Genomic DNA, 21,727 nt, shown 5'->3' on the forward strand with positions numbered 1-21,727 from the left:
ACAGCCAAGTCAGATATCGTTCGCTTTATCTCTTTTTCGAGTTTTAAGCGTCTAGATGAGATGTGAAGTGTCTGGGCCAATGCATGTTGTTTGTCATGGGTTTTTTGTTTTTGCGTTAACTAGCTATCTTAATTCATTGCAAGAATATGGATGTTTTAGAAGGGCTATTTTTTCATTGGGATTATTTATAAATTTCTAAATTATTGGTCGGAACTTAAGCCATGATGATATATGAAAGTACAGCTCAATTAAATAAGGCGGCAGAGCTTCGTCGTAAAAAGCTGCGTGGTAATGTCGGAAAGGCTGTTGTAGATTACGCGATGATCGACGACGGCGATAAAGTTATGGTGTGCGTAAGTGGTGGCAAAGATTCATTTGTAATGCTGGATGCGCTGCTACACCTCCAGCGCGTTGCGCAAATAAAATTTAGCGTTGTAGCCGTAAATCTTGATCAGAAGCAACCAGGGTTTCCTGAGCATATTTTGCCTGAGTTTTTTGAGAGTAAAGGAATTGATTATTATATAATTGATAAAGATACTTATTCAGTCGTCAAGCAAAAAATTCCTGAAGGTAAAACAACCTGCTCTCTTTGTTCAAGACTTAGAAGGGGTACGCTTTATAGTTTTGCCGAGGAAATAGGGGCTACTAAATTGGCGCTTGGACATCATATGGATGATATGGTTGAGACCTTATTTCTCAACATGTTTTTCCAAGCGCAGATGAAAGGAATGCCGCCTAAACTTCTCAGTGACGATAAGAGGAATATCGTTATTCGGCCGCTCGCCTATTGCCGAGAAAAAGATGTAGCGAAGGTCGCTGCTGATAGTGCGTATCCGATCATTCCATGTAATCTCTGCGGCTCACAAGAGAATCTCCAAAGGAAAAAAATTAAATCGATGATTGCGGAGTGGGACTCGGTAAATCCCGGGTGTGTGGAAAATATTTTTCACAGCTTACAAAGCGTAAACCCTTCCCAGATGGCCGATCGCTGTCTGTTCGACTTCGTAAATCTGTCTATTGATAGATCGGAAGCCCGGCCGCCCAACAAGTTTGAAGACGCAACGGTTTCTTCTTCTCGCGTTGAAAACTGGATAGATGTCGTCCAGGTTTTGTAAAGGTTCAACGTCGTTTTTTGTGAGGAAAGGGTGGTTCTGGAGCTCGCTAAACCATGATAATTTACATTATCGACTTTTTTTGTAAATAATGTTATTCGTAAAACGTAGTAAATTTATAGGGTTATGATCATGAGTGTACTGTTTACTAGGATATCCTTGAGCTATAAGGTAAAGACAGTTACACCCTGCTCGATGTACTGCTGCACCTGCAAAAGGTCGCGCCGATCAAGTTCGACATCGTTGCCGTCAACATGGACCAGAAACAACCGGGGTTTCCCGAGCACGTGCTGCCGGCTTACCTGAAAGCGCTGGGCGTCGAGTACCACATCGTCGAGAAAGACACCTATTCGGTGGTCAAGGAGTTGATCCCGGAAGGCAAGACCACCTGCTCGCTGTGCTCGCGCCTGCGCCGTGGCACGCTCTACACCTTTGCCGATGAAATCGGTGCGACCAAGATGGCATTGGGTCACCATCGCGACGACATCGTCGAAACCTTCTTCCTCAACATGTTCTTCAACGGCTCTCTCAAGGCCATGCCGCCCAAGCTGCGCTCCGATGACGGACGCAACGTGGTAATCCGTCCGCTGGCGTATTGCAACGAGAAAGACATCCAGGCCTACTCCGACTTCAAGCAATTCCCGATCATCCCGTGCAACCTGTGCGGCTCCCAGGAAAACCTGCAGCGCCAGGTGGTCAAGGAGATGCTGGTGGACTGGGAGCGCAAGACGCCGGGGCGCACCGAAAGCATCTTCCGCAGCTTGCAGAACGTGCAGCCGTCGCAGTTGGCCGACCGCAACCTGTTTGACTTCACCAGCCTGAAAATCGACGAGACGGCCGCTTCGCGCTTCGTCAACGTAGTGAACCTCTGAAGCAGTTCAACGCTCTGAAAGACGGCGCTCAAGGGCGCCGTTTTCATTTCAATCCCCAGGAGAGGGCATGCGCGATTACAAGTGGCTGCACGAATATTGTCTGAACCGCTTTGGTTCAGCGGCTCAACTGGAAGCCCACCTGCCGGTACCCAAGACCCCGGCCCAATTGCGCAAGATCAGCGATGATCGCTACCTGTCGACCTTGGCGCTCCGGGTGTTTCGCGCCGGGTTGAAGCACAGCGTAGTGGACGCCAAGTGGCCGGCGTTTGAGCAGGTGTTCTTCGGCTTCGATCCGGAAAAAGTCGTGCTGATGGGCGCCGAGCACTTGGAACGCCTGATGCAGGACACGCGTATCATCCGTCACCTGGGCAAGCTCAAGAGCGTGCCGCGCAATGCGCAGATGATTCTGGATATTGAGCAAGAGAAGGGCAGCTTCGGCGCGTTTATCGCCGACTGGCCGGTGACGGATATCGTCGGGCTCTGGAAGTACCTGAGCAAGCACGGCCATCAGTTGGGCGGCCTGTCGGCGCCGCGATTCTTGCGGATGGTGGGCAAGGATACGTTTGTGCCGAGTGATGACGTAGTGGCTGCATTGAATGCGCAGAAGATCGTCGACAAGGCGCCGACCAGCCTGCGGGATCTGGCAACGGTTCAGGGCGCGTTCAACCAGTGGCATGCCGAGAGTGGGCGGCCGATGTGTCAGTTGTCGATGATGTTGGCTTACACCGTCAACCACTGACCCCAGTCGGAGCAAGTTCTTGTGTGGTGAGCTCGTTCGCCACACAAGCTGGATGCACTGCAAATCGTTGATCAGGCCTCAGCCAGCCGCCGATTCAACTGATGCCGCCACCGCACATAGAGCAGTGCGGTACAAAACACCGCCAGACTCGCCAGCATCTCAAGCACCCCGAACCACTGACGGTTCGGGTCATACGCCGCCAGCGCGCCCTTGATGAAATACAGGTTCACCGCAAAGCACATCCATGAGTGCCCCCGCGCACTGCCGCTGATCATGCCCGGCGCCAGCAACAACAGCGGCACCAGCTCGATCAGCAGGATCACCCATGGGCGTGCGCCGTGCAGGTCGGCGACGAACAGGTAATACACGCAGAGCAAACCCACCAGGCTAAAAAACGCCAGCAGGCTCAGCGCGCGTGCCACCTTGACCCGCGGCTCCAGCCACGCTTGGGGCGGCAGAACTTTAGGCTTTTTGGCCACGACCATTCTCCAGCAGCGTGGCGGTGGTGGCGAGGCGCAACCCCAGTGCCCGGCACAGGGTGATTTCATGTTGATCGAGCATGCGCTTGCCGTCCGGCCCGGAATGGTGGCTGGCGCCATATGGCGTACCGCCGCCCTGGGTGTCGAGCAATGCCTGTTCGCTGTAGGGCAGGCCAGTGATCAGCATGCCGTGGTGCAGCAGCGGTAGCAGCATCGACATCAGCGTGGTCTCCTGGCCGCCGTGCAGGCTGGCGGTGGAAGTGAACACGCCAGCCGGCTTGCCGACTAGCGCGCCGGTGAGCCACAGGTTGCTGGTGCCATCGAGGAAGTACTTGAGCGGCGCAGCCATGTTGCCGAAGCGCGTCGGGCTCCCCAGGGCCAGGCCTGAGCAGTTCTTCAGATCATCTAGATTGGCATACAGCGCGCCTTCGTCCGGAATGCTCGGTGCCACGGCTTCGCATTCGGTGGAGATCGCCGGCACCGTGCGCAAGCGCGCCTCCATGCCGCCTTGCTCAATGCCCCGGGCAATCTGCCGGGCCATTTCGCTGACCGAGCCGTTGCGGCTGTAATACAGCACCAACACGTACGGTGTGGTCACGGCAGAATCTCCAGCACGTTTTCTGGTGGGCGGCCGATGATGGCTTTGTCGGCGGTTTCCAGGATCGGACGCTCCATTAGCTTGGGGTGTTCGGCGATGGCGGCGATCAGATGGGCTTCGCTGAGGCTGGCGTCGGCCAGGTTGAGAGTTTTGTACTCGTCTTCGCCGGTACGTAGCAATTGACGGGCGCTGAGGCCCAGTTTGGCCAGCAAGGCCTTGATTTGCGACGCATCCAGCGGGGTTTCCAGGTAGCGCACCACGGTTGGGGTGAGACCGCGGGTTTCAAGCAATTCGAGCGCACCGCGGGATTTCGAGCAGCGCGGGTTGTGATAAAGCGTCAGATCGGTCATGTGCGGGTCGCATCTTGCGTAAGGTGGCGGGTATTCTACCCGCGCTGCACCCCGTCCTTAAACCGTAAGAGGCGATAGGTCGCAGCCAACGTTCATTTTTGCGAAGGATTACCCCATGACACGTCGACTGATCGGTGCATTGGCGATCATTACAACCCTGCTGCTCAGCGGCTGCGGGAATGACTATGGCGTTGACCAGTACGGCCAGAAAGTCGCGGCCGAGCGCTTGGACAAGCAATGGCTGGTGGTCAACTACTGGGCAGAATGGTGTGGCCCGTGCCGCACGGAAATCCCTGAACTCAATGCCTTGGCGGAACAGCTGAAGGGGCAGGGCGTGGGGGTGTTCGGGGTTAACTTCGACAATGTGCAGGGTGCAGAGCTGAAAGAGGCCAGCGACAAGTTGGGCATTAAATTCACCGTGCTTGCGCAAAACCCCGACGGGATCTTTGAAATTCCGCGCAGCGAGGCATTGCCGGTGACTTACATCATTGATGACAAGGGCAAGGTGCGTGAGCAGTTGATGGGCGAACAGACGGCGGAAGGGGTACTGGCCAAACTCAAGGCCTTGCGCGGTTAAAGCAACCACTCAAATCAAATGTGGGAGGGGGCTTGCCCCCGATTGCAGTGTTTCAGTCAATACATCCGTTGACTGTTACACCGCCATCGGGGCCAAGCCCTCTCCCACATTTGGACCGCAAGCAGCGTGATCAGCCTTCTTCCAGCCACAGGCGAATCGGCTTGCCTTCGGCCGGCCAGAAGCGGGTCTGCTCGATCGGCGAGATGTCCCAGCGTTGTACGCTTTGCAGGGCCTGGAAGAAGCGATGCTCCTGCTCCATCAAGGCCTCGGCGCAGAGCTTGCGGGTGCTGCCGATTTTGCCGAAGCTGAGCTTGTCGCCCTCGACCGTGTACGGCGCAAACCAGTGGTTGCAGCCGCCATTACCGTAGGCGCGGCCATCGGCGCCGAGGGTGACAGTCAGGTGTGCGTAGTCCATCAATGGCCGCTCACCAATCCACTCCACCACGTAACTGTGATCCTGCTTGAGCTTGACCGCATCACCGGCACAGCCGCTCAAGGCCACGCCGACGGCGGCGAGCAGAAGCAGGCCTTTCATTGCGCAGCCTTCTGGCATTTCGGGCAGCGGTGCTTGTCGCCTTCACTGGCCCAGCCCAACTCTTTGATGCGCGCGTTGGCGGCAGGCTGCAGCGGTTCTTTGGTCAGCTTGGTTTCTACCGCGAATTCAAACTCCAGCACGGTGTCGCAGCTGTCGCAGTTGACCTTCCAAGTGTGAATCTCCAACTCGCCGAATTTCGGCCCTTGAGCCATGGCGACCCATTGGCCCGCCGGGCGGATGGAGTAGCGCGCGTCACCTTCAACGGTCAGGCGCATTGACAGGGTTTTACTGCCGCGCAGGGTGACGATCAGTACGTCGCCATGCTTGATCGAACCACCGTTGCCGGTGACTTGGTAACGGCCCGGCACTAGGGCGCGGCATTCGATCAGGGTGTGTTGCGGGCTCAGCAAGCTGAAGCGGAAATCGTGTTCGGCCATGGATCCTCCAAATAGGCGCGGCATCCTATCACGGGTGCCTGCTCATCATGAGCTTGCTATGTGACCGCTGATCATCCTTCGACGAGGTTCTGCGCCCGACCATCGGCCCATGCAGCAATGTTGGCAAGGGTAGTGCCGGCAATGGCCGCCAGGGCCTCGCGGGTAAGGAACGCCTGGTGTGCGGTGATGATCACGTTGGGGAAGGTCAGCAGGCGTGCGAGCACGTCGTCTTGCAGGGGCAAGTCCGAGCGGTCCTCAAAAAACAGCTGGGCTTCTTCTTCGTAGACATCCAGCCCCAAGTAGCCGAGTTGGCCGTCCTTGAGGGCTTCGATCAATGCCGGGGTATCCACCAGGCCGCCACGGCCAGTATTGATCAGCATCGCGCCGGGCTGCATGTGCGACAGGGAACGGGCGTTGATCAGGTGCTTGCTGTCAGCGGTCAGCGGGCAGTGCAGGCTGATGATCTGCGCCTGGGCCAGTAACTCGGGCAGGCTCACGTACTTCGCGCCCATTGCCTGCACCTGTTGATTGGGGAAGGGGTCGTAGGCGAGCAACTCACAGCCGAACCGGCCATGATCCTGGCAAATGTCGCGCCGATCTGCCCTGTGCCGACAACACCGACAGTCTTGCCCACCAGGTCGAAACCGGTAAGACCGTGCAAGCTGAAGTCACCCTCGCGGGTGCGGTTGTAGGCACGGTGCAGGCGGCGGTTGAGTGCGAGGATCAGCGCTACGGCGTGTTCGGCGACCGCATGGGGCGAGTAAGCAGGTACCCGTACGATCGTCAGGCCCAGGCGCTTGGCGACGGCGAGGTCGACATGGTTGTAACCCGCCGAGCGCAGTGCAATCAGTCGGGTGCCGCCCTTGGCCAGGTGTTCCAGCACCGGGGCGCTGAGGTCGTCGTTGATAAAGGCGCAAACCACCTCGTGGTGTTCGGCCAGGGCCACGGTGTCGAGATTGAGTCGGGCCGGCTGGAATTGCAGTTCCAGCCCAGGTGGCAGTGGCTCGCCGAGGAAACTATCGCGGTCGTAGGTCTGGCTGCTGAAAAGAATCACGCGCATTGAAAAGCTCCCTGCAATTTGTCAGTGGGTCAGCGCCATGAAATAGGGTCAGACACTGACCCGTGCTTCGCTGGCCAGTCGCGCGATGGCCATGTCCAGTTCGTCCAGCGCGGTCATCGCCTTGGCATCGTCCTGCTTGAGCAGGGTTTCGGCGCGCTGGCAGGCGGCGCGCAGTTGCGGTACGCCACAGTAGCGGGTGGCGCCGTGCAAGCGGTGGACGCGTTCGATCAGCGCCAGGTTGTCCTTGGCGTCGCGGGCGATGTGAATGGCTTGGCGGTCGGCTTCCAGGGAGGCCAGCAGCATGGCAAGCATGTCAGCCGCCAGATCGGTTTTACCCGCGGCCAGGCGTAGGCCTTCCTCATGGTCCAGAACCGGCAACTGCACCCCTGGGCCAAGACCTTCAGTGACACGCTCAGGCACTTGGTTGCGCAAGGCCAGGCCGGTCCACTTCAACACCACTTGGGCCAGTTGCCTTTCGCTGATGGGTTTGGTCAGGTAATCGTCCATGCCGCTTTGCAGCAAGGCGCGTTTTTCGTTAGCCATGGCGTGAGCGGTAAGGGCGACCACTGGCAAGGGTGTGCCATGGCGCTCACTTTCCCACTGGCGGATCGCCTCGGTGCTCTGGCGCCCATCCATGCCAGGCATTTGTACGTCCATCAGCACCAGGTCGAAGGTGTCCTGTTTTACCGCGTCGACTGCGGCGTAACCGCTTTCTACCGCACGTACCTGGGCGCCCATGTCCTCCAGCAACGTTTGCACTAAGAGCAGGTTTGCCGGGTTGTCGTCGACACACAGCACACGCGGCGCGCGGCTGGACAGCGGCTCGCCCGGTTCGCTGCGCGACGGGCGCGGGCTGATCAGGTCGGAGAGGGCGCGGCGAAGCTTGCGGGTGCATGCCGGCTTGGCCTGCAACTGGCTGTTGGGGTTGGGCACCGACTGGTTGAACAGCATCTGTTCCGTGGTTGGGCACAGCACCAGCACTTTGCAACCCAGGCGTTCCAGGTCCCAAAGATGCTGGTTGAGGCGTTCGGGCGGGATGTCGTTGGCGGTGACGCCGAGCACCGCCAAGTCGATGGCTTGCTCGGTCTGATGGGCGCTGGTGATGCCGTTGGTCAGGTTTTCCAGGCTATTGAACGGCGTGACTTCCAGGCCGCAGTCTTCCAGTTGATGTTGTAAGGCCTGGCGCGCCAGTTCGTGGTTTTCCAGTACTGCCACGCGATGGCCCAGCAGCGGCGCGCAGGGCAGGTCTTCGATATCGTCGCGGGTTTTGGGCAGGTTCAGGCTGATCCAGAATTCCGAGCCTTCGCCCGGCGTACTGTCGACGCCGATTTCACCGCCCATTTGCTCGATCAGGCGCTTGGAAATCACCAGGCCAAGCCCGGTGCCGCCCGGCTGGCGCGACAGAGAGTTATCGGCTTGGCTGAACGCCTGGAATAAAGCCCGCACATCCTGGCTGGACAGGCCGATGCCGGTGTCCTGCACGCTGATGCGCAGTTGCACGCTGTCTTCCTGTTCCTCCTCGATCATCGCCCGGGCCACGATAGTGCCCTCGCGGGTGAACTTGATGGCGTTGCTGATCAGGTTGGTCAGGATCTGCTTGAGCCGCAGAGGGTCGCCCACCAGTGCTAGCGGCGTGTCGCGGTACACCAGGCTGACGAGCTCCAACTGCTTGGCATGGGCAGCGGGGGCGAGGATGGTGAGGGTGTCTTGCAGCAAATCCCGCAGGTTGAACGGGATGCTGTCGAGCACCAGCTTGCCGGCCTCAATCTTCGAGAAGTCGAGGATCTCGTTGATGATGCCCAACAGGTTGTCGGCGGATTTTTCGATAGTGCCTAGGTAATCCAACTGGCGCGGTGTGAGCTCGCTTTTTTGCAGCAGGTGGGTAAAGCCCAGGATACCGTTGAGCGGTGTGCGGATTTCATGGCTCATATTGGCCAGGAACTCGGACTTGATACGGCTGGCCTCCAGCGCTTCTTTGCGAGCCAGGTCCAGCTCGATGTTCTGGATTTCGATGGTTTCCAGATTCTGGCGCACGTCTTCGGTGGCCTGGTCGATGCTGTGCTGCAACTCTTCCTGAGCGTTTTGAAGAGTTTCGGCCATGCGGTTGACGCCTGAGGCGAGTTGGTCCAGTTCCTGGCTGCCCAAAGGAGGCAAGCGGGTTTCCAGGTTGCCGTCCTTGAGCTGGGCCACTGCTTGCTTGATCAGGCCAATCGGCTCGTTGATCGTGCGGCTGATGCGCAGCGCCAGGGCTGCTGTGCAGGTCAGGCCAATGGCGATCAACAGCAGGCTGGCGAACAGACTGCGATAGCCGCGCAGCAACATACCGTTGTGGGACAGTTCTACTTCGACCCAGCCCAAGAGGCGGTCGGCTTCGTCGGGGATCAAGTCGCCGGCAAGGTTGCGATGGCGGCCAAACACCGGCAGCAGATAGCGCGTGGCGTCATTGTCGGTGCGTTGCAGCAGGTGAGAGCTGTTGCCGGCCGGCGGCTGGTTGAGCATGGTCGGGCCAGCGTGGGCGAGGGGCGTACGGTCCGGCGCAAGGAACGACACGGTGCGCACGTCCAGTTGTTCCAGGGATTGAGTGGCGATGCGCTCCAGCAGGTCAGTGTTCTTGCTGCTTAAAGCAGGAGCCACCAGAGGCGCCAATTGCTCGGTGATCATTTCGCCGCGCTGCAGCAATTGGGTCTGCAACTCCGAGAGTTGCATCCAGGTGAAGTAGCCCCCCAACAATAAGGCCATCAGGCTGGTCGGTAATAAGCTCAGCAACAGTACGCGGCCTTTTATCCCCATTCTTCTAAGCACGCCACTCTCCTGCTACCACACTGAAATCAATCTTCCGCGCCGGCATCCGGCCCGCGCCACCTGCGCAGTGTAGCCATTTGCACGGCCTGGAATCTCGCAAATTGTTGAGAGAGGGCAATCTTCGGCTCGTTTGGCCCCGTAGCGATTGCCTGCGCCAGGGTAATCTTGAATAATCAGCGATTGAGAATGACTTGCAGACGCTAATGAATCCCGCAGCAGTTGGCCTACCCAATATCCTGACCATCGAAGATGATCCCGTGCTGGGCGCCTATGTCCACGAGCATCTGGGGCGCTTTGGCTTCCAGGTCACCTGGTGCCAGAACGGCCAGCAAGGGCTGGCGATGGCGCGCGAACAGGCGTTCGACCTGGTGTTGATGGATATCCTGCTGCCGGGGCTGGATGGTTTGTCGATCTTGACTCATCTACGCCAGAGTCATTCGATCCCGGTAATCCTGATGTCGGCATTGGGTGCCGAGGCCGATCGCGTCAGCGGTTTTCGCCTGGGCGCCGATGACTACTTGCCTAAGCCGTTCAGCATGGTCGAGTTGCGCGTGCGCATCGAAGCCATCCTGCGCCGGGTGGCCCTGGATCGACGCCCGCTGCCGACGCTTGCGCCGGTGCGTGGGGATGCTCGCACACTGCGTTTCGACGATGAGCTGTGCGATGTGTTTCATCAGGAACACTGGGCAGGCCTGACCCGCAGCGAATACCGCCTGTTGGAAACCCTGCACCGAAACACTGAAGAAGTCCTCAGCAAAGCATTCCTTTACCAACATGTGTTGCAGCGCGGCTATGCGCCCCATGACCGCAGCCTCGACATGCACATCAGCCAGATCCGTCGCAAGCTCAAGGCGATCGGCTACAGCGAGCGCGAAGTGCGCACGGTGTGGGGCAAGGGCTATGTGCTCAGTGGTCACGACGATGGGCTTTGAAAGGGCGCTGAAACGGCTGCCGGGCAAACATTCATTATTTTGGAAGCTCGCCTGCCTGTTGATTGCCTTCTGTTTGCTGATGATCTGGCTTAGTTGGTCCTGGGGCCGGTACATGGAGCAAAAGAACGCGTATTTGTCCGACGAGGCGAGGGTCACGCTGAGTGGTTATGCGGTGAGCGCCGAGCAGGCCTGGAACCGTGGCGGCCATGCCGGTGTTGATGCGTGGCTGCAGGCGATGGGCAAACGGGAAAGCACGTGGATCGGCGTAATAGGCAACGACTTGCAGTCGTTGAGCAGCTACCCACTGACCGCTACGGAAAGCCAGCGCCTGACGTTCTTGCGGGGCCTGGATTGGCCGGTGAGCCGCCACGTCAAGGGCTTGCCGTGGCTCAAGATCCCGTTTGCGGTAGATCCGGGTGCCGGTTCGCTGGTCATTGAATTGCCACAGCGTTTTATGCCGGGGCGTTATCAAGTGGTCTGGCGCGTGGTGACCAATGGTGTGATTCCAGGCCTGTTTACCTTGTTGCTGTGCGTCGGCCTGTACCGGCTGCTGATCATGCCTCTCAATCAACTGCGCGAGCAGGCCAATGCCTGGCGTGCCGATCAATTGAACACGCGGATGCCCCTTGACGCCACCAGTCGACAGGACGAATTGGGCGAGTTGGGCCGTGCGTTTGACCACATGTCTGAGCGTTTGCAGGGCACTGTTGTATTGCAACAACAACTGCTGCGGGACATGTCCCATGAACTGCGCACTCCGTTGAGCCGCTTGCGCGTGGCCTGCGACAGCGAGCAGGATCTTGCTCAGTTGCGTGAGCGTTTGGGCCGAGAGATTGACGCTATGCAGCGGCTGGTGGAAGACAGCTTGCAGCTGGCCTGGCTGGACACCGAGCGGGCGCCACTGCCCAAGGAGGATCTTCAGGTACAGGCGTTGTGGGACATGCTGCGGGAGAATGCCTGCTTTGAAAGCGATTGGTCCGCATCGCGACTGCCGTGCCTGCTGGGCGCTGACTGTTGGGTGCGCGGTAATCTAAACGCCCTGGCCCAGGCCTTGGAAAATATCCTGCGCAACGCCATACGCCACTCTCCGGAGAACGGGGTTGTGTGTCTGGATGGGCGACGCGATGGGGAGTACTGGCACCTGTGGTTGGAGGATCAGGGCGGGGGGATTGATGAGCGTGATCTGGAGCGGATTTTTGCGCCGTTCACGCGCTTGGACGGCTCACGGCCCGGTGATGGTGGTTTCGGCCTGGGCCTGAGCATCGCGCGCAATGCCGTTCAGCGTCAGGACGGCAGCCTTTGGGCGCAAAACACCGGTCAGGGCTTGCGTGTACACCTGCGGTTACCGGCGCGCTAGGGCTCAGCCCCGGCGCAGCTTGCGCTTCTTCCATTGGCGCGCGACCCACCAGCGCCAATAGCCCATCGTCAGGCAATAGGCCAATGCGCCCAGCACCAGCCCCAACACCACTGAGCCGAGCAAGAAGGGTTGCCACAGCGTACTCAACTGGCCGCTGATCCATTCCCAGGTCAAGTCATCGGGCAGGCTGCGCGGGGGCACGTTCATCAACCAGGCGCCGGTCATGTAAGTACAAACAAATACCACTGGCATCGTGATCGGGTTTGTCAGCCAAACCAGGCTGACGGCGATGGGCATATTGCCGCGCACGGTAATTGCCAGCACCGCAGCCAATAGCATCTGCAACGGAATGGGGATAAATGCTGCGAACAGACCCACCGCCATGGCGCGCGCCACTGAGTGCCGATTCAGATGCCAGAGGTTCGGGTCATGCAGCAGCGTGCCAAGAAACTGTAATGACTTGTGTTCCCTGATACTGGTGGGGTCGGGCATGTACCGTTTGAATAAGCGCCGTGGCATAAGGGGTCCAGGTCAGTTCGAGGGGCAAGTATGCCCGCATTCTATAAACAGAAAATTCAGACTTTGTGACAAAACATCATAGGACGTACCGAGCACCCAGCTAAGACTGAGTGGATCACTTGAAAAGGATGATTCATGAAGACAGGGATGTTCGCGCTGGCGCTGGGCTTGCTTGCCCTGCGTTTCCTACCTGAGTTACCGACCACTGGATGGCTGATAGCCATGCTGGTGCTGGTTTTGATGCTGCTGCCATTTCGTACGTCTCCCTTGGCGTTTTTCCTGCTGGGCTTGAGCTGGGCGTGCATCAGTGCGCAATGGGCGCTGGATGATCGCCTGCCACCGGCGCTCGATGGTCAGACGCGATGGTTGGAGGGGCGCGTCATTGGGTTGCCACAACAGACCGGCACCGGGGTGCGTTTCGATCTGGCCGACAGCCGGTCGCGTAACGCCCGGTTGCCCAAGCGCATTCGTGTGTCCTGGCACGGTGGGCCCGAGGTACGCAGCGGGGAGCGCTGGCGCCTGGCAGTCACGCTTAAGCGGCCGTCCGGGCTGCTCAATTTTCACGGTTTTGATCAAGAGGCATGGTTGCTGGCACAACGCATTGGCGCCACCGGCTCGGTAAAAGATGGTGAGCGCCTGTCGCCGGCCCGCCATGCCTTGCGCGACACGGTCCGCCAACGGTTGATTGCCGTCGACGCTCAAGGTCGCGAGGCGGGCCTGGCAGCTTTGGTGCTGGGGGACGGTTCCGGGCTGGCAGCCGAGGATTGGCAGGTGTTGCAGGACACCGGCACGGTGCACCTGCTGGTTATTTCCGGCCAGCATATCGGCTTGCTGGCGGGGCTGGTCTACGGGTTGGTCGCGTTACTGGCACGCTACGGTTTCTGGCCTCGAATGTGGCCATGGCTGCCGTGGGCGTGTGGCTTGGCGTTTGCGTCCGCGCTGGGTTATGGCCTGTTGGCGGGGTTCGGTGTGCCGGTCCAGCGGGCCTGCGTCATGGTGGGCCTGGTGCTGCTGTGGCGTTTGCGCTTCCGTCATCTGGGGTTCTGGTGGCCGTTGTTGCTGGCGCTCAATGGTGTACTGATCCTTGAACCATTGGCCAGCCTGCAACCGGGGTTTTGGCTTTCTTTTACGGCTGTTGCCGTATTGATCCTGGCTTTCGGCGGGCGCCTGGGGCCGTGGGGTGTCTGGCAGGCCTGGACGCGTCCTCAATGGTTGATTGCCATTGGCCTGCTTCCTGTGTTGTTGGTGCTCGGGTTGCCCATCAGCGTCAGTGCGCCGCTGGCCAATCTGGTGGCCGTGCCTTGGATCAGTCTTGTGGTGTTGCCGCTGGCGTTGCTGGGGACCGCCATGCTGCCGCTGCCATATTTGGGGGAGGGCTTGCTGTGGCTGGCGGGTGGGGCGCTGGATGCGTTGTTCCTGGGTCTGGCATGGCTCGCGGGGCAAGCGCCCGCGTGGATACCTGCCGATGTGCCCTTGGGTTACTGGCTGATCAGTCTGATGGGCGCAGTGCTGTTGTTGCTGCCCAAAGGCGTGCCGTTTCGGCTGTTGGGCTGGCCGATGTTGCTGTTGGCAGTCTTTCCACCGCGTGAGCCGGTGCCCCATGGGCGGGTGGAGGTGGTGCAGTTGGATGTGGGGCAGGGGCAGTCCTTGATTCTGCGTACCCGGCATCACACGTTGCTTTACGACGCCGGCCTGCGGTCTGGCACAGTTGATCTGGGGGCTCGTGTGGTATTGCCGTCGCTGAAAAAACTCGGCGTCGAGTCACTGGACATGATGTTGCTCAGTCACGCTGATGCCGATCATGCCGGTGGGGCAGCGGCTGTTGCCCGAGGGGTGCCGATCAAGCGGGTCGTGGGCGGTGAAACCGAAGGGTTGCCAGCGTTTCTCGGAGCCCAGCCATGTATCAGTGGCGAGCAGTGGGAATGGGACGGTGTGTCATTCGAGTTGTGGCAGTGGTCTGAGGCTATTAATGGCAATCCAAAGTCTTGCGTTCTGCAGGTCCAAGCCAATGGTGAACGGCTATTGCTCACCGGGGATATTGATCGCGCCGCCGAACGGGCATTTCTCGACTCACCACTGGCCGTGCGGACCGATTGGCTGCAAGCCCCTCACCATGGCAGCCGGAGTTCGTCATCCTGGCCTTTTCTACGGCGGCTGGCACCCACGTCAGTGCTGATCTCCCGTGGGCGTGGCAATGCGTTCGGCCATCCTCATCCACAGGTGGTTGAGCGCTACCAGACGCTGGGCAGCCAGTTATATGACAGTGCTGAGCATGGAGCGGTGCGCTTGCAATTGGGGGCTTTCCTGCCACCCATTGTTGCGCGTAGTCAACGCCGTTTTTGGCGCGAAGCGTTACCGTAATTCGACGTTACTATAAGGCTGGAGCCTACGACAGGCGAAGCCATGCCTGACGAACCCCGTTGCCGAACCTGTATGGTAAAGTGGCGCACTTTTTCGAGGGGACATTCACTGTGTGGGAATTGGTCAAATCCGGCGGCTGGATGATGTTGCCGATTATCTTGAGCTCCATCGCCGCACTCGGCATCGTTGCCGAACGCTTGTGGACCCTGCGCGCCAGTCGAGTCACGCCCGAGCATCTATTGGGGCAGGTCTGGGGCTGGATCAAGAACAAGCAACTGGACAAGGAAAAACTCAAGGCATTGCGCGCTGATTCGCCTTTGGGCGAAATCCTCGCCGCGGGCTTGGCTAACTCGAAGCATGGCCGCGAGATCATGAAAGAGTGCATTGAAGAGGCCGCCGCCCGGGTTATTCATGAACTGGAGCGCTACATTAATGCTCTCGGCACCATCGCTGCCATGGCACCGTTGCTCGGTCTGCTGGGAACGGTATTGGGCATGATCGATATTTTCAGCTCATTCATGGGGTCGGGCATGACCACCAACGCGGCGGTGCTCGCCGGGGGGATTTCCAAGGCCCTGATTACCACGGCAGCAGGCTTGATGGTCGGTATTCCTGCGGTGTTCTTCCATCGTTTCCTGCAGCGGCGCATCGATGAGCTGGTGGTCGGCATGGAGCAGGAGGCCATCAAGTTGGTGGAAGTGGTGCAAGGCGACCGTGATGTGGACCTGGTTGGGGGCAAAGCGTGAAATTTCGCCGCAAGCAACGGGAAAATGTCGATATCAACCTCGCGTCGCTGATCGACGTGGTATTTATCCTGCTGCTGTTTTTTGTCGTCACCACCACCTTCACCCGGCAGACCGAACTGCGTGTCGACTTGCCGGAAGCGGTGAGTGGTTCGCCGGCGGAAGACCAGGAAATCAAGCAACTGGACATCGCCATCAGCGCCGACGGCGCGTTCTCGGTGAATAACCAGTTACTGGAGAAAAACGATCTCGCCAGCCTGATGGTCGCCCTGGAGAAAGAATCCGGAGGAGACACCAAGATGCCGTTGTCCATCAGTGCCGATGGCAAGACCCAGCACCAGGCCGTTATCACCGCGATGGACGCCGCCGGCAAGCTCGGTTTCAGCCATCTGCGCATGAGCACTGTCGAGGCGGCGAGCCAACCTTGATGTCCATGTCCGATCGTTTGCTCAAGGCCTGGTACGAGGGGCATCCGGCGCTCGCGTTATTGCGGCCGCTGGAGTCTTTGTATCGCCGCGTAGTGCAGCGCAAACGCGCGCGGTTCGTGGCGGGCGAGGGCGACATTTATCAATCGCCCGTGCCAGTGGTGGTGGTCGGTAACATCACCGTAGGCGGCACCGGCAAGACGCCGTTGATCCTGTGGTTGATCGAACACTGTCGGCGCAAAGGCTTGCGTGTAGGTGTGGTCAGTCGAGGGTACGGCGCCAAGCCTGCGCAACTGCCATGGCGCGTCGAGGCCAGCCAAAGCGCCGAAGTGGCGGGTGACGAACCTTTGTTGATCGTGCAGCGTTGCGGCGTGCCCATGATGATCGATCCCGATCGCAGCCGTGCGGTCAAGGCACTGTTGGCCTGCGAGCCGCTGGACCTGATTCTTTCCGATGATGGTCTGCAACACTATCGCCTGGCCCGTGACCTGGAACTGGTGTTGATCGACGCCGCCCGTGGCCTTGGTAATCGTCATTGCCTCCCGGCCGGGCCGTTGCGCGAGCCGGTCGAGCGCCTGCAGAGTGTAGATGCGCTGCTCTATAACGGCGCAGTATCAGATCGCGACGATGGCTTTGCCTTCCGCCTGCAGCCTACGGCACTCGTCAACCTGTATACCGGCGAACGCCAGTCGGTGGAGTATTTTCAAGCAGGTCAACGGGTGCACGCGGTCGCCGGTATCGGCAACCCGCAACGTTTCTTCAACACCCTTGAAACGCTACACTGGCAACCGATACCCCATGCGTTTGCCGACCATGCGCCCTACAGTGCCGAAGTCTTGAATTTTACGCCGTCATTGCCGCTGGTAATGACCGAGAAGGACGCGGTGAAGTGCCGCGCCTTTGCCCGGCCCGACTGGTGGTACCTTGCGGTGGATGCGGTGCCGTCACCGGCGTTCGTCGCGTGGTTCGACACGCAGCTGGCGCGCTTGTTGCCCGCCCGTCTCTTGCCTTAAAACACTTCTTTCCAGGAAACATTCATGGACACCAAACTGCTCGATATCCTTGCTTGCCCGATCTGCAAAGGCCCGCTCAAGCTCAGCGCCGACAAAACCGAGCTGATCAGTAAAGGCGCGGGCCTGGCATATCCGATCCGTGATGGCATCCCGGTGATGCTGGAAAGCGAAGCCCGCACCCTGACCACCGATGAGCGCCTGGATAAATGACCACCGCCTTTACCGTTGTCATTCCCTCGCGTTACGCATCGACCCGCCTGCCAGGCAAGCCGCTGCAATTGATCGGCAGCAAGCCGATGATCCAGCTGGTGTGGGAACAGGCCTGTAAAAGCAGCGCTGATCGGGTGGTTGTAGCGACCGACGATCCACGCATTATTGACGCGTGCAAAGGCTTCGGCGCCGAAGCGGTATTAACCCGCGAAGACCATAACTCCGGCACCGACCGCCTGGCCGAAGTGGCCACGCAGCTTGGTCTGGCGCCTGACGCCATCGTGGTCAATGTACAAGGCGACGAACCGTTGATTCCGCCGAGCGTGATCGACCAGGTGGCCGCCAACCTGGCTGCCCATGGTGAAGCGCGCATGGCCACTCTTGCCGAGCCGATTCACGACATTGAAACCCTGTTCAACCCGAACGTGGTGAAGGTGGTCAGTGATGTGAATGGCCTGGCGTTGACCTTCAGCCGTTCCACCTTGCCCTGGGCGCGTGACGCCTTTGCCAAGAACCGAGACGTGTTGCCGGAGGGCGTACCGTACCGCCGGCATATCGGCATCTATGCCTACCGCGCAGGTTTCCTGCATGACTTCGTCAGTTGGGGGCCGTGCTGGTTGGAAAATACCGAATCCCTGGAACAACTGCGGGCCCTGTGGCACGGCGTGCGTATTCACGTAGGCGATGCGTTGGAAGCGCCGCCTGCCGGTGTCGATACCCCGGAAGACCTTGAGCGCGTCCGTCGCCTGCTGGGGGCCTGATGGAGGTTCTGTTTGTCTGCCTGGGCAATATCTGTCGCTCGCCCACCGCTGAAGGCGTCCTGCGCCATAAATTGCGCGAAGCCGGGCTGGCCGGACAGGTCGAGGTAGCTTCTGCTGGCACCGGCGACTGGCATGTCGGTAACCCGCCGGACCAGCGCAGCCAGCGTGCAGCGTTGGTCCGCGGTTACGATTTGTCGGCCCAGCGTGCCCAGCAGGTCTCCCGTGCTGACTTTGCGCGTTACGACCTGATCCTGGCGATGGATAGCAGCAACCTGCGTAACCTCAAGGCGCTACAGTCAGGGCAGGGTAAGGCCGAACTGGATTTGTTTCTGCGCCGCTACCATTCGGAAGTGGACGACGTGCCAGACCCTTATTACGAGGGCGAGCAAGGCTTCGAGCGGGTGCTGGACCTGATCGAGCGGGCCTGTGATTTATTGGTGATCGAATTGAAGGGGCGGTTATGACCTTGCAAGTGCATGCGCAGGTTTCGCTCAAGCCATTCAACAGTTTTGGCATCGACGTGCGCGCCCGGCTTTATGCCGAGGCCCGCAGCGACGCCGATGTGCGAGAGGCATTGGCTTACGCTTCGGCACAAGCGTTGCCCTTATTGGTGATTGGCGGTGGCAGCAATCTGCTGCTGACCCAGGACATACCTGCGTTGGTGCTACGTATGGCCACCCAGGGCATTCGCGTGCTGCACGATGACGGCGTGCATGTGGTGGTTGAAGCCGAAGCGGGCGAGGCGTGGCACCCATTTGTACTTTGGACATTGGCGGAGGGCTTTTGCGGTCTGGAGAATCTCAGTCTTATCCCTGGGACCGTTGGGGCTGCCCCCATGCAGAACATTGGCGCCTACAGTGTGGAGATCAAGGATGTATTTGCCGGCCTGACCGCACTGGATCGTCACACCGGTGAGCTACGGGACTTCAGCCTGCAAGAATGCAACTTTGCCTACCGTGACAGTCTGTTCAAGCACGAAACCGGACGCTGGTTGATCCTGCGGGTACGCTTTGCCCTGAGCCGCGTCAGCCACCTCAAACTCGACTATGGTCCGGTACAACAGCGCCTGGCAGGGCAGGGCATCACTGACGCGACGCCAAGCGATGTCAGTCGCGCGATTTGCAGCATTCGCAGCGAAAAATTGCCAGATCCGGCAGTACTGGGCAATGCCGGCAGCTTCTTCAAGAATCCGCTGGTGACCAGGGCATTGGCTGAAGAACTTCGAGCGCAGTATCCGGACCTGGTGGCCTACCCCCAGGGGGATAGGCACATGAAGCTTGCCGCCGGTTGGCTGATCGACAAGGCCGGCTGGAAGGGCTTTCGTGAGGGTGACGCGGGCGTGCACAAGCTGCAGGCGCTGGTGCTTGTCAACTATGGCAACGCCACAGGGCATGATATTGCGCACCTGGCCCAGCGTATCCAAAAGGATATCGTTGAGCGTTTCAAGGTCGAACTGGAAATGGAACCCAACCAGTACTGATGCCTTCCTCCTGATAAGTAAAAAAATAAAAATGCCCCGTATCTTTCGATACGGGGCATTTTTTATTCGGCTAACAATCAGTCATCGCGGCTCATGATGCCGAAGATCTGCAACAGGCTGATAAACAGGTTGTAGATCGACACATACAGGCTAACAGTGGCCATGATGTAGTTGCGCTCACCGCCGTGGATGATGGCGCTGGTCTGGAACAGGATGCAGACCGAGGAGAACAGCACAAACCCCGCGCTGATCGCCAGTTGTAGGCCACTGATCTGGAAGAACATGCCTGCAACCACCGCTGCCAGCAACACGAAGAAGCCTGCGGTGATAAAGCCGCCCAAGAAGCTCATGTCCTTGCGGGTGATCAGCACGTAGGCCGACAGACCGCCAAACACCAGGGCCGTCATGGCAAACGCCGAGCTGACCACTTCCGCTCCGCCAGCCATGCCGAGGTAACGGTTGAGGATAGGGCCGAGGATGAAGCCCATGAAACCGGTCAAGGCAAACGCCGACACCAGGCCCCAGGCCGAGTCACGCAGCTTGTTGGTCAGGAAAAACAGACCATAGAAGCCAATCAGCACGACAAAGATATTCGGATAGCCGACGCGCATCTGCTGCGCTACAAACGCCATCACGCCGCTGAATGCGAGGGTAAGGGCGAGCAGGCCATAGGTGTTGCGCAACACGCGGCTGACTTCAAGCTGCTCAGCCTGCGCGTTACCATTCACTGCGTAATTCTGTTCGCGCATGGCGACACTCCTTCGATTTTGAAACGTTCAGTCGCAAAGATCATAACAGACGCTCTGTAACAAGCGATGGCGAGAGTTTGACAGTGTGTTTCATTCGGGTATTATGGCGCCCGCTGAGACAGGATGACCTACTATAATCCTGTGACGCAAAAGGGAAATTGGCAGAGTGGTTGAATGCACCGGTCTTGAAAACCGGCGAACGTTAATAGCGTTCCCAGGGTTCGAATCCCTGGTTTCCCGCCAAGATTCAAACGAAAGCCCCGCAAATGCGGGGCTTTCGTGTTTCTGGAGTTCTGGTTGCGGAAGACGGTTAGTCATAGGCATGCCTAAATTTGCCTATTCGAAGGATTTGAGGGTTGCATATCTCCTTCTGTAACCCGTTTGGTAACCGCCTGCTCACCGTGCACCAGTGGCTGACTCGGGTCGCCCATGTCGATAACTTTCGATGCTGTCTTGGGCCGTCTATCACGAAGTTGAAGCCACCACAGTGGCTTAGTAGCCGCGTTGTACCTCCTTTTTCTTCCTGACGCGTCGGTCCGGATTCACTCGCTCAGCATCCCCAATCAGGGGGCATGCTTAGTTTGGTCCCATAAATTGTCCCAATAATTTTGTGGCTTTTCTGAAGAGCTTTTACTCGTCATCTTTTTGTTTTTTTACTATTATCGCTCATCTGTGCACTCAAGGAAGAGAGGCTGAGCGCCTTGAGTCTGGTAGAAAATTTACACTCGATCACTGAATGAGTTATGACTTTTACCCAGAACCTAACGACTCAGCCAACCGTAATTACTTCTTGGTGAAACCGATGGATAAAATGTGTGGCATCGTTGTAGTGGTAGGACTTGCCCTCTCGGGATGCGCTACGAAAACTCCAGAAAAACCTAACGTGACTCCACCCCCTGCCGTGGTCCATGAAGCACCACCTGAAGTCGCCCATTCGACACCAGAAAATTGGACTGTGCGTTATGAAGCTGCACCTGCTGCGAACGCCAGTGCTGAATCCCCAGTCCATGCCTCTGCTGAAGCCGCTCAGTCAGAATCAGAAACAGACCTAAATCAAAATCGCGCTGAGCAATGCCGTAAAGAGCTGGATGTTTTAAAGGTTTACAACAAAGCGTCTTACGCCAAATATGAAGCTGAATACCAAGCCATTGCTGCCAAAACTGCTAAATACATGGAAATTAAAGACTCGTTAGGTCCCGATTTAAACTACATGGTTATGCCCGCTTATCAATTTCAAATTCGCGAGTTCTGCTTCCGAGTTAAAACTCGTCTGTCGGAGCTTGTGCTTCGCCAAGCCAAATAATGACTCCACGTTAGGGGCGGTCTTTTTCCAGTAAAGGAAGCGCTGAAAAAGACTTCCGTCTCTGGTGAAGTACGTGCCTCACGGGACTCGAATGGTTGAGCGCCGATGAAGTATATTTTCTTCGCGGTTGCCGAATGCGCTGGCAAGCATAAGTAGATCGAGCATGGGCACTTCTTGGCCTAGAGAGGCTATGGGGTGTCCAAGAAGCGCTCGAATCCCTGGTTTCCCACCAAGATTCATACGAAAGCCCCGCAATGCAGGGCTTTTTTGGTTTTGGGATTTTGGAGTCAGATGGGCAATACCTCTCACTGCC

22 protein-coding genes, 1 tRNA gene and 2 pseudogenes are annotated in these 21,727 nt (G+C 58.4%); 16 read left to right on the plus strand and 9 right to left on the minus strand.

The features are described from left to right. Positions 1 to 221: 221 nt before the first annotated feature. From ttcA (ACKZ62_RS11480) to ACKZ62_RS11490, 3 genes and pseudogenes are all read left to right on the plus strand, one after another. On the plus strand, positions 222 to 1,115 hold the full coding sequence (gene ttcA, locus ACKZ62_RS11480; RefSeq protein WP_447096688.1) for a tRNA 2-thiocytidine(32) synthetase TtcA: 894 nt from the start codon (positions 222 to 224) through the stop codon (positions 1,113 to 1,115). A gap of 167 nt (positions 1,116 to 1,282) precedes the next feature. After that, a pseudogene (gene ttcA, locus ACKZ62_RS11485) lies at positions 1,283 to 1,984 on the plus strand (tRNA 2-thiocytidine(32) synthetase TtcA); the annotation flags it as partial. A 67-nt stretch (positions 1,985 to 2,051) separates the two neighbouring features. Beyond that, positions 2,052 to 2,723, plus strand: a complete 672-nt coding sequence (locus tag ACKZ62_RS11490; RefSeq protein ID WP_032889657.1) for a DNA-3-methyladenine glycosylase I — start codon at positions 2,052 to 2,054, stop codon at positions 2,721 to 2,723. A 71-nt stretch (positions 2,724 to 2,794) separates the two neighbouring features. On the opposite strand, the gene ACKZ62_RS11495 is transcribed toward ACKZ62_RS11490, so the two are convergent. From ACKZ62_RS11495 to arsC, 3 genes are read right to left on the minus strand one after another with little or no spacing between them, the layout of a single operon-like run. Next, a complete protein-coding gene (locus ACKZ62_RS11495; RefSeq protein ID WP_032890035.1) occupies positions 2,795 to 3,202 on the minus strand; it encodes a DUF2069 domain-containing protein in 408 nt (135 codons plus the stop codon). Continuing rightward, positions 3,186 to 3,800, minus strand: coding sequence for an NAD(P)H:quinone oxidoreductase (gene wrbA / locus ACKZ62_RS11500; protein ID WP_032889655.1), 615 nt, complete (start codon positions 3,798 to 3,800; stop codon positions 3,186 to 3,188). The genes ACKZ62_RS11495 and wrbA overlap by 17 nt, the downstream gene beginning before the upstream one ends. Further along, positions 3,797 to 4,150, minus strand: coding sequence for an arsenate reductase (glutaredoxin) (gene arsC / locus ACKZ62_RS11505; protein ID WP_447096689.1), 354 nt, complete (start codon positions 4,148 to 4,150; stop codon positions 3,797 to 3,799). The genes wrbA and arsC overlap by 4 nt, the downstream gene beginning before the upstream one ends. Positions 4,151 to 4,265: 115 nt before the next feature. Here arsC and ACKZ62_RS11510 point away from each other — a divergent pair, with 115 nt between their 5' ends. Beyond that, entirely contained in the window at positions 4,266 to 4,727 is a 462-nt protein-coding gene (locus ACKZ62_RS11510) for a TlpA disulfide reductase family protein (RefSeq protein ID WP_032889653.1), read from the plus strand. A 130-nt stretch (positions 4,728 to 4,857) separates the two neighbouring features. On the opposite strand, the gene ACKZ62_RS11515 is transcribed toward ACKZ62_RS11510, so the two are convergent. The 4 genes and pseudogenes from ACKZ62_RS11515 to ACKZ62_RS11530 all read right to left on the minus strand — a co-directional run bounded on the left by ACKZ62_RS11515 (position 4,858) and on the right by ACKZ62_RS11530 (position 9,561). Continuing rightward, positions 4,858 to 5,262 (minus strand): META domain-containing protein, encoded by a 405-nt coding sequence (locus ACKZ62_RS11515; RefSeq protein ID WP_032889652.1) that lies wholly within the window; start codon positions 5,260 to 5,262, stop codon positions 4,858 to 4,860. Continuing rightward, entirely contained in the window at positions 5,259 to 5,699 is a 441-nt protein-coding gene (locus ACKZ62_RS11520; RefSeq protein WP_032889650.1) for a hypothetical protein, read from the minus strand. Before ACKZ62_RS11520 ends, ACKZ62_RS11515 begins: the two co-directional genes overlap by 4 nt. Before the next feature lie 71 nt (positions 5,700 to 5,770). Further along, positions 5,771 to 6,759: pseudogene (locus ACKZ62_RS11525) on the minus strand (2-hydroxyacid dehydrogenase). Positions 6,760 to 6,807: 48 nt separating this feature from the next. After that, on the minus strand, positions 6,808 to 9,561 hold the full coding sequence (locus tag ACKZ62_RS11530) for a response regulator (RefSeq protein ID WP_447096690.1): 2,754 nt from the start codon (positions 9,559 to 9,561) through the stop codon (positions 6,808 to 6,810). A 203-nt stretch (positions 9,562 to 9,764) separates the two neighbouring features. Between ACKZ62_RS11530 and ACKZ62_RS11535 the strand changes: the two genes are divergently transcribed. Together ACKZ62_RS11535 and ACKZ62_RS11540 are read left to right on the plus strand one after the other, a co-directional pair. Further along, the gene (locus ACKZ62_RS11535; protein WP_401379824.1) at positions 9,765 to 10,493 is read left to right on the plus strand and encodes a response regulator transcription factor; all 729 of its coding nucleotides are present in this window, start codon (positions 9,765 to 9,767) and stop codon (positions 10,491 to 10,493) included. After that, positions 10,483 to 11,850 carry a sensor histidine kinase gene (locus tag ACKZ62_RS11540; protein ID WP_447096691.1) on the plus strand — a complete coding sequence of 456 codons (1,368 nt, stop codon included), beginning with the start codon at positions 10,483 to 10,485 and terminating at the stop codon, positions 11,848 to 11,850. The genes ACKZ62_RS11535 and ACKZ62_RS11540 overlap by 11 nt, the downstream gene beginning before the upstream one ends. 3 nt (positions 11,851 to 11,853) lie before the next feature. Here ACKZ62_RS11540 and ACKZ62_RS11545 read toward each other — a convergent pair whose 3' ends face one another. Continuing rightward, positions 11,854 to 12,369 (minus strand): DUF2062 domain-containing protein, encoded by a 516-nt coding sequence (locus ACKZ62_RS11545; protein WP_032889645.1) that lies wholly within the window; start codon positions 12,367 to 12,369, stop codon positions 11,854 to 11,856. 135 nt (positions 12,370 to 12,504) lie between these two features. Between ACKZ62_RS11545 and ACKZ62_RS11550 the strand changes: the two genes are divergently transcribed. The 8 genes from ACKZ62_RS11550 to murB all read left to right on the plus strand — a co-directional run bounded on the left by ACKZ62_RS11550 (position 12,505) and on the right by murB (position 19,362). Further along, positions 12,505 to 14,730 (plus strand): DNA internalization-related competence protein ComEC/Rec2, encoded by a 2,226-nt coding sequence (locus tag ACKZ62_RS11550; protein WP_447096692.1) that lies wholly within the window; start codon positions 12,505 to 12,507, stop codon positions 14,728 to 14,730. Positions 14,731 to 14,840: 110 nt separating this feature from the next. Continuing rightward, positions 14,841 to 15,476, plus strand: a complete 636-nt coding sequence (locus tag ACKZ62_RS11555) for a flagellar polar localization protein PocA (protein WP_032890033.1) — start codon at positions 14,841 to 14,843, stop codon at positions 15,474 to 15,476. Continuing rightward, the gene (locus ACKZ62_RS11560; protein WP_095184456.1) at positions 15,473 to 15,901 is read left to right on the plus strand and encodes a flagellar polar localization protein PocB; all 429 of its coding nucleotides are present in this window, start codon (positions 15,473 to 15,475) and stop codon (positions 15,899 to 15,901) included. The genes ACKZ62_RS11555 and ACKZ62_RS11560 overlap by 4 nt, the downstream gene beginning before the upstream one ends. Further along, the gene (lpxK, locus tag ACKZ62_RS11565) at positions 15,901 to 16,911 is read left to right on the plus strand and encodes a tetraacyldisaccharide 4'-kinase (protein ID WP_447096693.1); all 1,011 of its coding nucleotides are present in this window, start codon (positions 15,901 to 15,903) and stop codon (positions 16,909 to 16,911) included. Before ACKZ62_RS11560 ends, lpxK begins: the two co-directional genes overlap by 1 nt. Before the next feature lie 24 nt (positions 16,912 to 16,935). Next, positions 16,936 to 17,121: a Trm112 family protein gene (locus ACKZ62_RS11570; protein ID WP_003174668.1), complete on the plus strand. Its 186-nt coding sequence runs from the start codon at positions 16,936 to 16,938 to the stop codon at positions 17,119 to 17,121. Beyond that, positions 17,118 to 17,882: a 3-deoxy-manno-octulosonate cytidylyltransferase gene (gene kdsB / locus ACKZ62_RS11575; RefSeq protein ID WP_032889641.1), complete on the plus strand. Its 765-nt coding sequence runs from the start codon at positions 17,118 to 17,120 to the stop codon at positions 17,880 to 17,882. The genes ACKZ62_RS11570 and kdsB overlap by 4 nt, the downstream gene beginning before the upstream one ends. Further along, positions 17,882 to 18,346, plus strand: coding sequence for a low molecular weight protein-tyrosine-phosphatase (locus ACKZ62_RS11580; RefSeq protein ID WP_095184458.1), 465 nt, complete (start codon positions 17,882 to 17,884; stop codon positions 18,344 to 18,346). Before kdsB ends, ACKZ62_RS11580 begins: the two co-directional genes overlap by 1 nt. Then, on the plus strand, positions 18,343 to 19,362 hold the full coding sequence (murB, locus tag ACKZ62_RS11585; protein ID WP_447096694.1) for a UDP-N-acetylmuramate dehydrogenase: 1,020 nt from the start codon (positions 18,343 to 18,345) through the stop codon (positions 19,360 to 19,362). The genes ACKZ62_RS11580 and murB overlap by 4 nt, the downstream gene beginning before the upstream one ends. Before the next feature lie 77 nt (positions 19,363 to 19,439). Here the strand turns inward: murB and ACKZ62_RS11590 are convergent, their stop codons facing one another. Then, entirely contained in the window at positions 19,440 to 20,111 is a 672-nt protein-coding gene (locus ACKZ62_RS11590; protein ID WP_003174664.1) for a Bax inhibitor-1/YccA family protein, read from the minus strand. 152 nt (positions 20,112 to 20,263) lie between these two features. Here ACKZ62_RS11590 and ACKZ62_RS11595 point away from each other — a divergent pair. Together ACKZ62_RS11595 and ACKZ62_RS11600 are read left to right on the plus strand one after the other, a co-directional pair. Beyond that, positions 20,264 to 20,354: transfer RNA gene (locus ACKZ62_RS11595), tRNA-Ser, on the plus strand. Positions 20,355 to 20,847: 493 nt separating this feature from the next. Then, positions 20,848 to 21,414: a YuaE family lipoprotein gene (locus ACKZ62_RS11600; protein WP_233896834.1), complete on the plus strand. Its 567-nt coding sequence runs from the start codon at positions 20,848 to 20,850 to the stop codon at positions 21,412 to 21,414. Positions 21,415 to 21,727 lie beyond the last annotated feature (313 nt).

The sequence above is a fragment of the Pseudomonas sivasensis genome (genome assembly GCF_052938085.1).